The sequence below is a fragment of the Bacillus sp. FJAT-26390 genome (assembly GCF_001682865.1).
Taxonomy (GTDB): domain Bacteria; phylum Bacillota; class Bacilli; order Paenibacillales; family Paenibacillaceae; genus Pristimantibacillus.
In genome coordinates this window covers 1,103,591-1,118,678 of the sequence record NZ_MAQX01000011.1, presented here as the reverse complement: position 1 = coordinate 1,118,678, position 15,088 = coordinate 1,103,591, and the positions used below count along the sequence as shown (strand labels likewise).

The following is a 15,088-nucleotide window of genomic DNA, read 5'->3' as shown; positions in this document are numbered from 1 at the left end:
AATAATCATTTACAGACCAGGGAAGCATTTGATAACATAGACGGAATAACAAAAAGGCGATGACGAGAAGAGTAAATAAAACCATTCCTGCACAGAGAGCTCCGGCAGCTGAAAAGGAGCAAGGAATGCTTTATTGAAACAAGTCTCTGAGCATCACACCGGAACCTGAACAAGGGGATGCTGTGACGGGAGCTCCTGTTATAGAGCTAGAGTATAAGCATCCATTGGTGCCGTACTTGAAGAGGTTGATATGGCGACATATCAACGAATCTGGGGTGGTACCGCGAAAGATTTCGCCCCCAAGACTTAAAGTCTTGGGGGTGAAATTTTTTTTTGTTTTTGCAGACGTAAGGAGAAAAGAATCGCGGTACTAACTCTACAATGGAGGTTTTACGATGAATAACGATAGAAAAGCGGAAGTGGACCATTTTTTATACAAAATCATAAATGAAGATATTCAAGCGGGAGTTTTCAGCAGGCCGATGTGCACGCGTTTCCCGCCAGAGCCTAACGGCTACCTGCATATCGGAAGCGCCTACGCCATTCATACGAACTATACGATCGCGCAAAAGTATAACGGGAAGTTTCATTTGCGCTTTGACGATACGAATCCTTTGAAGGAGGATATCGAATATGTGCGGGCCATTGCGGAGGACATCAATTGGCTTGGCTACAGTCTGGGCAACCATATTTACTATGGCTCAGATTATTCGAATGATATTTATGCAGCTGCCGCTGCGTTAATCAGGAAAGGCAAAGCTTACGTCTGCGATTTATCGCCGGAGGAGGTTACGGAATATCGGGGGACGCTAACGGAGCCCGGCAAGAACAGCCCTTACCGCGATCGCTCCATAGAGGAAAATCTGGACTTGTTTGAAAAGATGAAAAAAGGTGATTTTCCAGCGGCATCAAAGGTACTGCGTGCCAAAATCGATATGGGCTCGCCCAATATCAATTTAAGAGATCCCGTTATCTACCGCATTATCCACGCGGAGCACTACCGAACGGGGAGGGAGTGGTGCATCTATCCGATGTACGATTTTGCCCATCCGATTCAAGACGCTATCGAGGGCATTACCTATTCCTTATGCTCTATTGAATTCAAAGACCATCGTCCGTTATATGAATGGGTATTGCAGGAGCTGGATATCAAGGAGCCGCCAAAGCAAAGAGAGTTCGGAAGGCTGAATCTAACCGGAGTCGTGACGAGCAAACGATTTTTGCGGCAATTGGTTGAAGGGGAATTTGTTGACGGATGGGATGATCCAAGGCTGCCTACGATTCGCGGGCTGCGGAGAAGAGGTTTTACGCCGGAGAGCATTCGAAGCTTCATCGATGAAATTGGCATGATTAGAGCACAGAATTCCGTTGATATCGCGATGCTGGAGCATGCGGCAAGACAGGATTTGAAAGCGAGGGTGGGCGGTGTAATGGCTGTTATCCATCCGCTGAAAGTGGTTATTACCAATTATCCGGACGGTCAAACGGAGCCGTTGAGCATCGATAACAATAGCGAGAATGAAGCGCTCGGCAAACGGGAGGTTACCTTCTCCAATACCTTATATATCGAAAAGGACGATTTTATGGAGGAGCCCGCCAAAGGCTTCCACCGGCTGGCGCCTGGCGCGGAGGTACGGCTGATCGGTGCTTATTTCATTAAGTGCGAAGAGGTCGTTAAGGATGAGACGACAGGGGAGATCTTGGAGCTGCGCTGCACGTATGATCCGCAAACGAAAAGCGGAACAGGCTTTACCGGTAGGAAGGTGAAGGGGACGATCCACTGGGTATCAGCGGGTCACGCGGCGAAGGCTGATGTCCATTTGTATGAGAACCTGCTGCTTGATTATGAAGCGCCGAAGGATGGCATGGTCGATTGGGAGAGTGCCGTCAATCCCAGCTCATTAGTTGTCGTTAAGGATTGTATGATCGAAACCTTTGCAGAGAAGCCTCGGGCAGAGGACAAATTCCAATTCGTGCGTCATGGTTATTTTTGCGTGGATAAGAAATATACGACCGATGAGAAGCTGGTGTTCAACCGGATCGTACCGCTTAAGGATACGTGGAGAAAGAAATAATGCAGCAAATGAGGATGGTCCCGCCGAAGGTCATTGATCTTGCGGGGCCTTTCTTTTTTTAGGTTGAGCGTCATTAAAGATGAATGGTAAAATCATACATAAGTGTTTTGAACGGGAAGCAAGCAACAGGAAATGAGGGGATCAAATGATTTGGTCGAAGCTGCGGTCATCCATGTTGACGGTTATGTTTATGCTCATGGTTCTCCCGGCAGCAGCGAGCGCCAATGGGGGACCGCTTGTTGACCCTGCACTCGGTTATGGGCTGCTGAGGTTTGACGAGAAATCGAATATTAGCTTAGTTCGAGAGAAAGTGGTGTACAACGTCAACAAAGGCGAAAGCCGCTATAATGACGAGGGGGAAGTCACGGTTATGTATGAGCTGCATAATCGTAACGATGCCCGGAAGGAGATTGAGGTGCTGTTTTTAACCCCTTCCCTAAAAGGGTTAACCGTTACGGAAGGGGACATGCGCATCAATGCAAGTCCGGCGGGGAATGAAAAACCGTTTAATTGGCGTCCTCCCGCGAAAAAGACGGTTGCCGATCCGGTAAGCGGCAAAGAGCTAAGCATAGCTCACTATGGATTAGGCTATGAGCGAGTGGAAGGCTCCCGATTTCCACTTTCATTCGAACCAAACGAAACCAAACCTATCGTCATCCACTATACGGAGGTGGGCGGCATGTACGATAAGGGCGTTATTAACATGATCTATTCCCATTTGTATTATTTGACGCCTGCCGCCTATTGGGAGGGCAAACCGCAGGTTGAGCTGGAAGTGAATCTATACGCGCCAGGCGGGAAAATCCATTCGAATCTGCCTATGGAGCAGATCAGCCCGACTGCCTACAAAGCTGTTTTCAATGATTTGCCTACCGAGGATTGGTACTTTTCTTATACGTATCCGAGTAGATTGCTTTTTCCGACGAACGTCGAGAAGGATCATAACCTGCTGGTGCTCGGATCGGTGGCGGGGTTGACGGTTATTGCGGCAGCGCTTGCGATAAGCTTTAGAAGGAGCCTTATTTTCACATGGTGTGCAGTTGGCATATGGGCGTTTACGGTCTATTCTATTTCGAAAATGGGCGGCTACCCGTTTAATGTTATTTTCGTAGCTTTTACCGATATCGTGGTGGGCGTGGGCTTGCTGATGTGCAATGTCCTTGTTCGTAAAATCATTCGCAGACGAATGATCGATTCATAGTTTTCGCCAGATTGCTCGGACAGCTGCTTGCCTACGTTGGATGGATGATTGGTCTCTAGTGCAGTAAGCTTGAGCGTCTGGCCGAAGCTCCCGTGCTTTTGACCGCATTTGCGGCTAATCTGCGAATGGTCGTGACAATATTATAGCTAAATACTGCTAAAACCTAAACGCAGGACAACACGCTTCTTTTAAAAATGCCGAATTAGACGTAAAATATAAGAAACAACAGAGGAGAGAATGAAATGACGAATGAAGCAATAGCAATCAATCACGATGATCTTTTGGCAGACTTGGAGTACCGAGGGCTGGTACAGCAATTCACCAACCGCGAGGAATTACATAAGAAGCTTACTAGCGAGCGCGTTGTGCTTTACTGCGGATTCGATCCGACAGCAGATAGCCTCCATATCGGAAGCCTGCTTCCGATTCTATGCTTGCGCCGCTTTCAACAAGCGGGCCATATCCCGCTCGCGCTGGTCGGCGGTGGAACGGGATTGATTGGCGATCCGAGCGGACGCTCAACGGAGCGGTCGCTTAACACGTCGGAGACGGTGTCACAATGGACGGATAGCTTGAAGCGTCAGCTGTCTCGTTTTCTTGATTTTGAAGCTCAGGAAAATTCGGCTAAGCTCGTAAGCAATTACGACTGGATTGCACCGCTGGATGTTATTACGTTTCTGCGGGACGTAGGCAAAAACTTTACGGTCAACTACATGCTAGCGAAGGATTCCGTCGATTCACGCTTGTCATCGGGCATTTCCTTCACCGAGTTCAGCTATATGATTTTGCAAGCCTACGACTTCCACAAGCTGCATCAAGAGCATAACTGTTCCCTGCAGATTGGCGGCAGCGACCAATGGGGCAACATTACGGCAGGCCTTGACCTAATCGGCAAAATGGGCGGCAAAGACGCATACGGAATGACGATGCCGCTCGTTACCAAAAGCGATGGCAAAAAGTTCGGCAAATCCGAATCCGGCGCAATCTGGCTCGATCGCTCGAAGACGTCCGCCTATCAGTTCTATCAATTTTGGATCAATACGGAAGACAGCGACACGATTAAGTTTTTGAAATATTTCACCTTCCTGTCCCGCGCTGAGATCGAGGCGCTGGAGAGCGAACTTCAGGCTGCTCCGGAGAAACGTGTTGCCCAGCGGGAGCTTGCTCGCGAAATCACACGCCTGGTTCACGGCCAAGAGGCGCTGGAGAGCGCAGAGAAAATTACGCAGGCATTCTTCTCGGGCGATGTGAATCAACTGAGCGAAGCGGAGCTTATCGAAGCGCTGCAGGACATGCCTACAACGGTGCTGACGAATAGAGAAGAGATCACGCTTATGGATCTGCTGATTGAATCAGGCGCTGCGCCGTCCCGCCGCCAAGCGAAGCAGGACATTACGAGCGGCTCGATCTCGATTAATGGAGCGAAGCAAACGGACGCTGAGGGCGTTGTCGGCAGAGAGCAAAGACTGTATGGCAAATTCGTCGTCCTGCGTCGCGGGAAGAAAAATTATTTCCTCATTCGCTTCGAATAGTTTTGAAGTCAACCGCAATACGCCTGCTGCCTGAGCGAGAGACAATCGCCTAAAGCGCACCGCAGCATAAGCTGTCCCAAACGCGCATAAGGAATTGTACGAGCCCCAAATCTATACGGAAAAACGCCTCCAAACCCACTGTAGCTGTGGGGATGGAGGCGTTTTTTTCACTCAACTAACGTACCTGTTTTTACTAAGCCGCTCTTCAATGCCTCACGCCGAGTGCGCGAGTGGGAGATACTGAAGGTTGTTGCGGCAATGGCTGCTGCGAGAATAACGCCGGTTGCTCCAATCCAGCTGATTGAGGTAAGCGATGCTTGCTCGACGATGACGCCGCCAAGTCCGGCGCCCGCAGCCATGCCTAGCTGCAGCACGGAGGTATTCAGGCTGAGCATAATGCCGGAGGCTCCAGGGGCAAGCGACATTAAGTGAAACTGCTGAGTTGGACCAGAGGACCAAGCGGTGAATGCCCAAAACATCAGCAAAGGGAATACGATGACAGGCGATTGGCCTGCCAGCGAAAGCAGAACAAGCGCAACCGTGTGGAACAGCATGCCGGTAACTAGGGTGCGAGGAGCTCCCCATCTATCGGTGCTGTAGCCGCCGAGCTTGGAGCCAATCAGGCTCGCGATTCCGAAGGCGAATAACGCTGCGCTCACGCCTTGTTCGGTCAGCTTTGTCACCGTAAGCAAAAATGGTGATATATACGTGTAAACGATGGAGTACCCGCCAATCCATAAGAAGGTAATCGTCAAGCCGATCGCGATTTTGGGCTGTTTCAACAAGGCGATCTGTTCACGAAGCGGAATAGGCTCCTCGCCATCGGATTGCGGGATAGTAACCAATATTAAAAGCATGGCGAGCAGACCGAGTATGCCGATCGCTCCGAAGATAAGCGGCCAATCATAAACGGATGCAGCAACCCTGCCAAGGGGAACGCCAACGATAAGAGCCGTGCTGAAGCCCATCACAAGCGTTGCGATAGCACTTCCTTGTTTGCCGGCAGGAGCTAACTTCGAAGCGACGGTTAGAGCGGTTACGACGAACACCCCGGTGCTGACAGCGAGGACAACTCTTGAAACGATTAAAAATTCAAACCCAGGCAAAGCAACGGCAATTAAATTGCCTACTGCAAATACGCCAAGGGCGTACAATAGCAGCCGGCGGCGCTCCATGCGTGCGGTTAAAGCCATAAGAATAGGCGTGCCAAAAGCATAAGCCAGCGAAAAAACGGTAATCAATTGGCCGGCAGCTGAGACGGTAACGCCAACATCTGCGGCGACCTTATCCAATATGCCTGCAATGATAAATTCGGATGTCCCGACCAGAAAGCTGATAATAGCCAGCATGTATATTTTCCACGTATTCGACATACCTATAAAGCTCCTCTCTCCACTCCACTGTTTTTATATTTCTAAATATATAGAAATAGACCCTAAAAAAAATTACTCCAACAAATATGGCGCGTACTTCTTCGCCATTTCGCGGTTCACGCTGTAGTAGATATACGTTCCGTCCTTGCGGAGATTGAGCAATCCGCATTCCGTCAATTGCTTCAAGTGATGGGAGAGTGTAGAGCCGGCAACGGATTCCAGCTTAGTGCCAATATCGGAGCAGCACAAATTTTTCTCCTCCGTCAGAAGCAGAGCTATTTTCAGCCTGGTTGGCTCACCGAGCGCTTTGTATACTTTGACAGCTTGACGGACGTCCGCAAGGTCTTCTACCATAGTGACTTCACCTTTTTCCAGTAGTTGTTATTTCTATATGTGTAGAAATAAGATAGCATACCTTTTTTATAATGTAAACAGGAAAAATGAGCGCAATGGTGATTTTCTTTTTTACTCCCCATAAACGACTCGCAATTTTTTAGCAAAAAAAAGAGGCTGCGTGCAGCCCCTCTCCTCCATGTGACTACAGCTCATGGGCCTGAACCCAAGCAGATAAAAACTTTAGCTTTCCGTCAAAATAACCGTCATCCTGCCATGCTCCCCAAATGCCGCTGCGCCCCGTATGGAGCCCAATCAACCACAGCTGCCTGACGGCAACGAACACCGGAATAAGCGCCAGATCCTGCTGGCTTAAAGGGCGTTCCGCCATATAGGCTTCGATGAAAGCATCCCAGCATTCATGCTTAAAGCCATCTTCTTTGCCGTGAACAAGATCCCACAAATAAACAGACAGATCATAGGATCGCCAGCCGATCCCGCAGCAGTCAAAATCAAAGTGTGTCAGGCCGCCGTCTTCCGTGTGAAACACATTCCACCCATGCAAATCTCCGTGGCATACTCCCCAGTCATATGCCCCGTCCGCGGCTGAAGCCAGATGCTTGCTCAGACGGCCCGCAATATCTTCCACAAGCTTAATGTCATCCGGGCGATGCTGCAAAAACGGGAGCAGCTGCGCGAGCGGCTCATCGAGCAGATGCTTGGCACCAAGCTCAAAGCGTTTGTGCCGGGGCTCATAGCGGTCCATAGCCCCATGAAGCTCAGCGATCGCGCGCCCATAGGTTCTGCTGGTCTCCAAATCGACCTTGCCCGTTCCATATGCGTAACTGAATAGCGCAGCGTACCGCACGCCCTCTGGGGCGTCAAGCTCCGTCAGCCATCCGCCGTCACGCCTTGCGATCGGGTGGGAAACCGGTAGGTCGCAGCCCTTCAAGAAATCAAGCAGATCCAGCTCGAAGAGAATGTCCGATTCGGTTCGCCAGTTGTGCTTGTAAATCCGCAGCACATATTTTCCGGTATCCGTGTCGACCGCATACGTATCATTTAATCCATTGGAAACGAACCGGCTCTTGAGCGGCGTGCCTATATCATATAGCAAGGCCATTGCCGCAAAAAGCTCATCCTTGTGAAAAACAGTATGTACCGCAGTAGGAGAGAGCATATCGTAATCATCCTCAATTCGTATTCTCGTTATCTAAATCTATCCTATCCGAATCCAGCACAGAAAGAGATAGAAATAATGGCTATAATTGTTTTTTACTTCGCGCTTGGTCGTCTATCCCTTTATTTACAATAACCATACGCGATTATAACGCTCATCAAACAAAACAACCAATTAAAACATATATAATACACATAAAACTAGTATTAAAGAGGAGTGATTTAGTTGTTTTTTAATGGAAAAGAAGTCTAGCCCTAATTATCATCATTGCTGTTTTATGCTCAAACGCAAATTGGTTCATGCGGCCTGTGAGCGCGGCTGATGCTGTACAAGCACCCGTGGCTTCCGTTGCTGGAGGTCGCTATGAGGCTGCGGTAGAGGTTGTGCTGAGCACCTCTACGAATGATGCGAGCATTTACTATACGCTGGACGGGACGCAGCCGAGCGATAAAAGCTTGAAAGCGGACAACCTGCCTATCACGATTGCCAAGACGACAAACCTAAGCGCGATCGCAATGAAGGACGGCGTGGCAAGCAAGGCTGTAGCGTTCGGTTATTTGATCAAAACGGCTGATAAGCCGCTGCTGCAATTCGTAGCGATGTCAGACGTTCATGTGGGCTCGCGCACGACGGGTGATCCGAGATATGAAAGCTATTTCGATACGATTGCATCCATCTTCCCAAACCCTGATGCCCTATTGGTCGTGGGCGACATGATCAATGACAACGGGGGCGACAAGCCGAATGACCACCAAATGGTGCGGGAAATTTTCCAAGCCAACCTGGCTAGAAAAAACATGACCGATACGAAAATGCATGTTGCGATGGGCAACCATGATGCGACAGTCGCGAAGGTAAACGAACATTATCCGGCGGAGTGGTTTACGGCGCAGTCCAACGGTTATTATGAAACGCAGATCGGCGGCTATTATTTCTTCTTTTTGAATGGCAACAACTACAATTCGGATACCGGCCAGCGGAACTGGCTGAAGGGCAGATTGGCTGACATTACGGCTGATCCGCTCAGCAAAAACAAACCGATATTTGTGGGCATCCATCAGCCCATCACAGGTACGGTCATGGATGGACAGCAAGCATCCAATCCGAACCTGAACAGTGACTTGGCAGGCTACCCGCAGGTCATTACGCTGTCAGGGCACTCCCATCTGACGAATAGCGATGAGCGGTCCATTTCTCAGAAGGATTACACGGCTTTGAATTTGGGCTCGATGTCTTACATTGAAGCGGAGCATGGTTATTCCGCCGTCACGAACAAAGGACTTGTCAGCCGTTTTGAGTTTCCTGTGTCTCAGGCTGATTTTATCGAAGTGTATGCGGACCGGATTGAAGTAGACAGAATCGCATTCAACGCGGATCCGGCTGATATTATGGACAATTGGACTCCCGTTCCGCCTTTCAACAGCGTTGGCACGATCGCGGGCAACAAATGGGTCATTGAGCTGAAGGGCAACACGAATGAGGAGATTAAGAGCAACTTCAAATACACCGCCGCCAACCGCAATAAGGTGGCTCCGAAGTTCCCTGCCGAGCCGGACCTGAAAGTGTCGGATCTGGATAATATTCCGAAGTTATCCTTCAATCAAGCGAAGGATGACCAGAACATGCATCATTACGAGGTAACAATCATCAACAAGCGGACGGGTGCGGCTGCGAAATCGGTTAATGTGTTCGCTGACTATTTTTTCTCGCCGATTCCAAGCATGATGAGCATCCCGCTCGACGGATTAGATCCGCAAACGAACTATACAGCAAACGTTACTGCGGTAGATAGCTATGGCAACAAATCGTCCGCGATTCAGCAGTCGTTTCGAACGGGCGGCACGGCGCCGGAGCTGACGCCGATCGATCCCGAGACGATGTGGAAGGACCTTGTCGTCGATATGAGCTTCGACGGCAACTTGAGCGATGCTGCAAGCGGAGCAACGGGGTCGGCAATATCGGTCGGCAGCGTGACGTACGTGGAAGGAAAATCAAATAAAGCTGCTTATATACCGGCAGGCAATGGAAATTATATCGATCTTGGCAACCGCAGCGACCTGAAGTTTGGCAGTGGCAGCTTTACGGTGTCATTCTGGCAAACAGGCAATTTATCCGGCGATCAGACGATTATCTCTAACAAAAACTGGAACAGCGGCAAAAACGCAGGCTGGTATATCGGCCCTGCTGTGGCTAATGCGATGACGCTTAACATTGCGGATGGCAACAACCGAATGGACACATCGGCGGGCAGCGTGGGCAACGAATGGCATTTGTTCACGGTCACTGTCGATCGCGCAAACCAAGTAGGCAAGGTGTACGTGGATGGCGTGGAGAAATCATCGAAGGAGATGGCTGCACTAGGTACGAGCGGCGTCGATACTGCCTTTAACACGATAATCGGCGCGGACGGCAACAAGGGCAATGGCGGCGCGAACGTCACGATGGACGATTTGAAAATTTGGAAGCGGACGCTCTCTGCAACCGAGATCAAGGCGCTATCCGACTCCTACAAAATGGTCCCGGCGTATACGTATGAGCAATTGGCTGTGCTTCAGAGTGAAGCGGCAGCATTTGATGCTTCCAGCAGCACGGTGACGGGAGTCACTTATTCTGCTGCTAAGCTTGGCGAGCTTCGCGCAGCTTTCAACGTGGCAGCCGCTTTGACAGCGAGCAGCCCAGTTAACGAAATAGACGAAGCTTACGTCAATCTATTGCTGGCACTAGAGGCTGCCAAAGATTCCGTGACGTACACCTTCATTCCAAAATCAAATTTTACAATCGAGGCCTTCAGCTCGTATGCGGATAATGAAGATGCTTTTGCACGGAATATGCTTGATGGAGACCCATCGACCATTTGGCATTCCAAATGGGAGGCTCCCGCGTCGAACTTCCCGCATTGGGTCATTATGGATGCCAAGAACAGCCTTAGCTTGAGCGGCATTCAGCGAACGAGCCGAATGAATCAAACGGCGTCGGAATTTCCGAAGGAATTTGAAGTTTATGCATCCGATAATTTAGCTGATTTGAGCGATGAGGCTTTCCTTGCGAATGATGCCAACAAAGCGACCAGCATCTTCGGCAAAACATGGACAGGCAGCACGTACAAAGACTTTACGCCGCTAAACAAAACGATTAGTGGCAGATATATCAAATTTGTCGTGAAGAGCACTTATAACACGGCTGCTACATTCACGAGCATGAGCGAGATTGATTTTACAGGCACGGAAGTTGAAAAGCAGCTAGAGAAGGCTTCCTTGAAAGGGGATGCGAAGGCGGCTGCTGGAGGCTCCGTCGAGCTGACTTACGGGTTAGAGAACGTAGCGGGCACGGTGATGGCACAGGACATCACAATCGAGTATGATCCAGCAAAGCTAGCCTTCGTATCGGCTGTTTCTTTGCACGAAAACCAGTTCGTTATTCCTGAAATCAAGGATACGAACGGTCAGCTAAGGCTGCTTGCCGTTCATCTGAATGAAGCGCAGACGAGCGTGAACGGGGACTGGATGAAGCTCTCGTTCCAAGTGAAGACGGGAGTCTCAGCCGGTCAAACGTTTGTCAAGGTTAAGAAAGCAGAAGTGTCAGACAGCTTGGATGAACATGCGATTGCAGGCGCTTCTCATGCCATTGAGGTGACCAGCCTTATTGGCGACAACAATCATGATGATAAGATTAGCATCGTCGATTTGGCGATGATCGTGAAAGCGTACGGAGCGAAGGAAGGCGACAGCAACTGGGAGTCGGTGAAATTCGGCGATTTGAACGGCGATAAGGTCATCGATATTGTGGATCTCACGCAGATGGCTAAATTAATTTTGAATTGGAACGCATAAAAGCAAATAGGGATGAGGGCGGTTAACGATTAAACCGCCCTAGAGACCTGCCTAAGAAGGATGGTTCTTATGAGGAAATGGAAAACGCTGCTTACCGTGTTATGCTTCTCCCTATGCGTATCGATCCTGCCAAGCGCCAAAGCTGCGGCTTTGGATACGGTCAAGCCTAAGCTGACACTAAGGCTGGAAACCAAAGAAGCTGCGGTAGGCCAAGAGATCAGCATTGTTGTGAAGGGCGAGCAATTAAAGGATTTGTACGGCTTTGAACTCAAGCTCAAATATAACGAAGCGAAGCTGAAGTTTAAAAGCGCAGCCGCAAAATGGAAGGGCATGCCCGTCACCCCTGACCATAAAAATGGCGTCATTACATTTGCCCACACGAAGATTGGCGCATCGACAAAGGGCGAGAACGGCACTGCCGATATCGCAACCTTCGTATTCGAGGGCAAAGCAAATGGCGTTGCGGCAATCGAAATCGCAGAAGCGAAGCTTGTAGACAGTGAGGTTATACCCGTGCAGCTGAAAAATGCAGCACGCACGTTTGTTCAGGTTGCGTCCGCATCGGCCATTGCCTTTAAAGATACGAAAGGGCACTGGGCAGAAGCAGCCATTAACCGCGCAGCGTCGCTTACAATCGTCAATGGCTATGAGAACGGGGCTTTCCAGCCGAATGCCCAGGTAACGCGTGCCCAATTTGCAGCTATGCTCATGCGGGCGCTCGATGCTGGTCTCGACCCGGCTGGCTCAGCAGGATATAAGGATGCGGGGCAGTTCCCGGCTTGGGCGAGGCCGTTCATTGAATCAGCATCGCGGACGGGAATCATTACCGGCTATGAGGATGGAACCTTCCGTTCGGAGCGATTGATTACGCGGGAGGAAATGGCGGTCATGATCATGCGCGCATCCGGTGACAGCTTGGATGCTGCATCTGTGCCGGCGTTTGCCGATGAGGCGCGAATTGCCGCATGGGCAAAACCCGCAGTAGATCAAGCTGCGAAGCTTGGATTAGTTAAGGGCAGTGGAAATAACCGTTTTGAGCCAGCAGCGCATGCAACCCGCTCCGAAGCCGTTACGATGATCCTCTCACTTATCGACCATTTGAATAAATAGTCATAAAAAGGAAATTCATTTCAGTGGGCGAATATAGGCAATGAACGTTATTTGAACAAAGGAGTAGAGTAACTTATGTCTAATAAGCTTAGTTCGCTCACTGTATTAATGGTTTCTGATCAATTGGTTTCCCTATACGAGGAATTTCGCAGCAAAGGCGCAATTATCTCCGTGGAGCCGCTCATCTATGCAGATGGTGGACCATGGAAGGAATTCGTGATCGAGGACCCGGATGGCTATCATTTTGCGTTTGGCGGAATGGATGGCACACCGGGCGGATAGCAGCCAGAGCTGGATATATACGAGAAAAAAGGCTGCCGATCATAATCGGCAGCCTTTTATTGCTAGGTTAGACATTAACGGCAGTCGCTTCGACCATCCAGCCAAACGGATCTTCGAGCTTGCCCATTTGAATGCCTGTCAGCGTATCGTAGAGCTTTTTGGAAAGCTCGCCAGTTTGGCCTTCATTGATGACCAGAACGTCGTCCTGCCAATTCAATTCGCCGATTGGCGAAATAACGGCTGCTGTTCCCGTTCCGAAAGCTTCTTCCAGCGCGCCGCTGCGGCCAGCTTCATAAAGCTCTTCAATCGTAATTTGGCGCTCCACAACCTCGATATTCCAGTGGCGAAGCAATTGAATGATGGAGTTGCGCGTAATCCCGTCCAAAATACTGCCAGTAAGCGCTGGCGTATATACGACGCCGTTCATTTTGAAGAAGACGTTCATGCTGCCGACTTCCTCAATGTATTTGCGGTGCACGCCATCGAGCCATAGCACCTGGGAATAGCCTTTTAACGTAGCCAGCTCCTGCGCCTTTAGGCCAGCCGCATAGTTGCCTGCCGTCTTCGCTTCGCCTACGCCGCCCTTGACGGAACGAACATACTCCGACTCAACGAAGATTTTAACCGGGTTTACGCCCTCGGTGTAATACGCGCCTACAGGCGACATGATGATGATGAATTGGTAGTGCGTGGACGGCGCCACGCCAAGCTGTGCTTGCGTTGCAATGATGAACGGACGGATGTACAGCGACGTGCTTGGCGCATTCGGAATCCAATCCTTATCGATGGCAATCAGCTGCTTCAAAGCTTCAATGGCGGTATCGACATCAAGCTCAGGTACGCTAAGGCGCTCGTTGGAGCGGTTCATTCTTTGTATGTTTTTTTGAGGTCTGAACAGCAGTACGCGGCCGTCGTCGGTTTTATACGCTTTCAAGCCTTCAAAGATCGTTTGTCCATAATGAAATACTTTTGCCGCAGGATCTAATACGATCGGCTGATAAGGCAAAATACGCGGTTTATGCCAGCCTTTGTCCGTCGAATAGTCCATAATAAACATATGATCCGTAAAATGGTTGCCGAATCCGAGCTGATCCGCTGCTGGTTGTTGTTTCTTGTTTGTGGTTAGTTCGATTTCCAATGATTGAAGCAAATGGCCCATCTCCCTTAATGATCATTAATTGAATGCTAACACTTCATGCGATATATTTAAAATATCTATTTTATTGAATGTCCATACCTTAAAGGTATAGATGAACGGAGTGAACGTATTGGACATGCGGCAGTTGAAATACTTCTTAACTATAGCACAAGAAGGACAGGTTACGCGCGCTGCTAAATTGCTGAATATGGAACAGCCTCCCCTGAGCAGGCAATTGAAGCTGATGGAGGAGGAGCTTGGCGTTAAGCTCTTTGAGCGCAATGGCAAGGGGCTTATTCTCACCGACTCGGGAGAGCTGCTGAAGCACAAGGCCGAATCGCTGCTCCTTCAATTCGATGAATCCCTCCGGGAAGTGAAAGGAATGGAGGAGGGCATTCGCGGCGTGCTGTCGATCGGGTCGGTTGTGTCCTGCATTTCCTTGCTGCCCAAGCGGATTGAGCTGTTCAGAGAAAGGTATCCCCAGGTTACGTTTAAAATATCGGAAGGAGACCATTTCTACTTAGGCGAGCAGCTCGAGAAACGGGCTATTGATTTGGTTGTCGCCAGGCTGCCGTTTGAGGCGCAGAAGCATCCGCAGCAATATACCATTTTAAAGCTGCCATCCGATCCGTTTGTTGCCGTCATTCCCAGCTCGTGGACAGACTACTCAAGCAAGGAAGCGCTGTGCATGAAGGATCTAGCCCAGTTTCCGTTTCTTACGCTTAAGACGGACAAGACGACGCGCATGCATGAACAGGTCGTAAATGAATGCAAAAGGCATGGGTTCGTGCCTAATATTATATGCGAATGCTCCAGCGTTGCGATTATTATGTCGCTAATTGCCGGAGGAATCGGCGCGACCGTGTTCCCGAAGTCGGTCATGTCCTCTTTTCCAACGACCGTCGTCAAAATGCTTGATATCGAGGATGCGGATTTTCAGTCCGAAGTCGGCATCCTTTGGTTGAGAGACCATTATTTGCCCAAGCGCGCTCAGCTGTTTATTGAGAGCTTCCGCTCGGATCTGTGAAGGGAGG

At 49.8% G+C, this 15,088-nt stretch carries 11 protein-coding genes and 1 other annotated feature; of the genes, 7 read left to right on the top strand and 4 right to left on the bottom strand.

Annotated features, from left to right (window positions below; all coding sequences use genetic code 11):
• Positions 1-50: 50 nt before the first annotated feature.
• Positions 51-304 (top strand) — a binding site (T-box leader).
• Between the two features lie 91 nt (positions 305-395).
• The 3 genes from A7975_RS16540 (at position 396) to tyrS (ending at position 4,808) form a co-directional block, all read left to right on the top strand.
• Entirely contained in the window at positions 396-2,075 is a 1,680-nt protein-coding gene (locus A7975_RS16540; RefSeq protein WP_065385796.1) for a glutamine--tRNA ligase/YqeY domain fusion protein, read from the top strand.
• 145 nt (positions 2,076-2,220) lie between these two features.
• Positions 2,221-3,276: a hypothetical protein gene (locus tag A7975_RS16535; protein WP_065385795.1), complete on the top strand. Its 1,056-nt coding sequence runs from the start codon at positions 2,221-2,223 to the stop codon at positions 3,274-3,276.
• Positions 3,277-3,518: 242 nt separating this feature from the next.
• Positions 3,519-4,808, top strand: coding sequence for a tyrosine--tRNA ligase (gene tyrS / locus A7975_RS16530; protein WP_053372533.1), 1,290 nt, complete (start codon positions 3,519-3,521; stop codon positions 4,806-4,808).
• 167 nt (positions 4,809-4,975) lie between these two features.
• On the opposite strand, the gene A7975_RS16525 is transcribed toward tyrS, so the two are convergent.
• The 3 genes from A7975_RS16525 to A7975_RS16515 form a co-directional block, all read right to left on the bottom strand.
• Entirely contained in the window at positions 4,976-6,181 is a 1,206-nt protein-coding gene (locus tag A7975_RS16525; RefSeq protein WP_053372532.1) for an MFS transporter, read from the bottom strand.
• Between the two features lie 72 nt (positions 6,182-6,253).
• Positions 6,254-6,535, bottom strand: a complete 282-nt coding sequence (locus A7975_RS16520; protein WP_053372531.1) for an ArsR/SmtB family transcription factor — start codon at positions 6,533-6,535, stop codon at positions 6,254-6,256.
• Between the two features lie 184 nt (positions 6,536-6,719).
• Positions 6,720-7,694, bottom strand: coding sequence for a phosphotransferase (locus A7975_RS16515; RefSeq protein ID WP_065385794.1), 975 nt, complete (start codon positions 7,692-7,694; stop codon positions 6,720-6,722).
• Positions 7,695-8,002: 308 nt separating this feature from the next.
• Between A7975_RS16515 and A7975_RS16510 the strand changes: the two genes are divergently transcribed.
• The 3 genes from A7975_RS16510 (at position 8,003) to A7975_RS16500 (ending at position 12,916) form a co-directional block, all read left to right on the top strand.
• Complete coding sequence (locus A7975_RS16510; protein WP_176707740.1) at positions 8,003-11,524, top strand: LamG-like jellyroll fold domain-containing protein; 3,522 nt, start codon at positions 8,003-8,005, stop codon at positions 11,522-11,524.
• 69 nt (positions 11,525-11,593) lie between these two features.
• Positions 11,594-12,634 (top strand): S-layer homology domain-containing protein, encoded by a 1,041-nt coding sequence (locus A7975_RS16505; protein WP_065385792.1) that lies wholly within the window; start codon positions 11,594-11,596, stop codon positions 12,632-12,634.
• A 75-nt stretch (positions 12,635-12,709) separates the two neighbouring features.
• Positions 12,710-12,916 carry a VOC family protein gene (locus A7975_RS16500; RefSeq protein WP_065385791.1) on the top strand — a complete coding sequence of 69 codons (207 nt, stop codon included), beginning with the start codon at positions 12,710-12,712 and terminating at the stop codon, positions 12,914-12,916.
• Between the two features lie 67 nt (positions 12,917-12,983).
• Here A7975_RS16500 and A7975_RS16495 read toward each other — a convergent pair whose 3' ends face one another.
• Complete coding sequence (locus A7975_RS16495; protein ID WP_141680312.1) at positions 12,984-14,066, bottom strand: branched-chain amino acid aminotransferase; 1,083 nt, start codon at positions 14,064-14,066, stop codon at positions 12,984-12,986.
• Positions 14,067-14,184: 118 nt separating this feature from the next.
• Here A7975_RS16495 and A7975_RS16490 point away from each other — a divergent pair, with 118 nt between their 5' ends.
• Complete coding sequence (locus A7975_RS16490; RefSeq protein WP_065385931.1) at positions 14,185-15,081, top strand: LysR family transcriptional regulator; 897 nt, start codon at positions 14,185-14,187, stop codon at positions 15,079-15,081.
• The last annotated feature ends 7 nt before the right edge of the window (positions 15,082-15,088 follow it).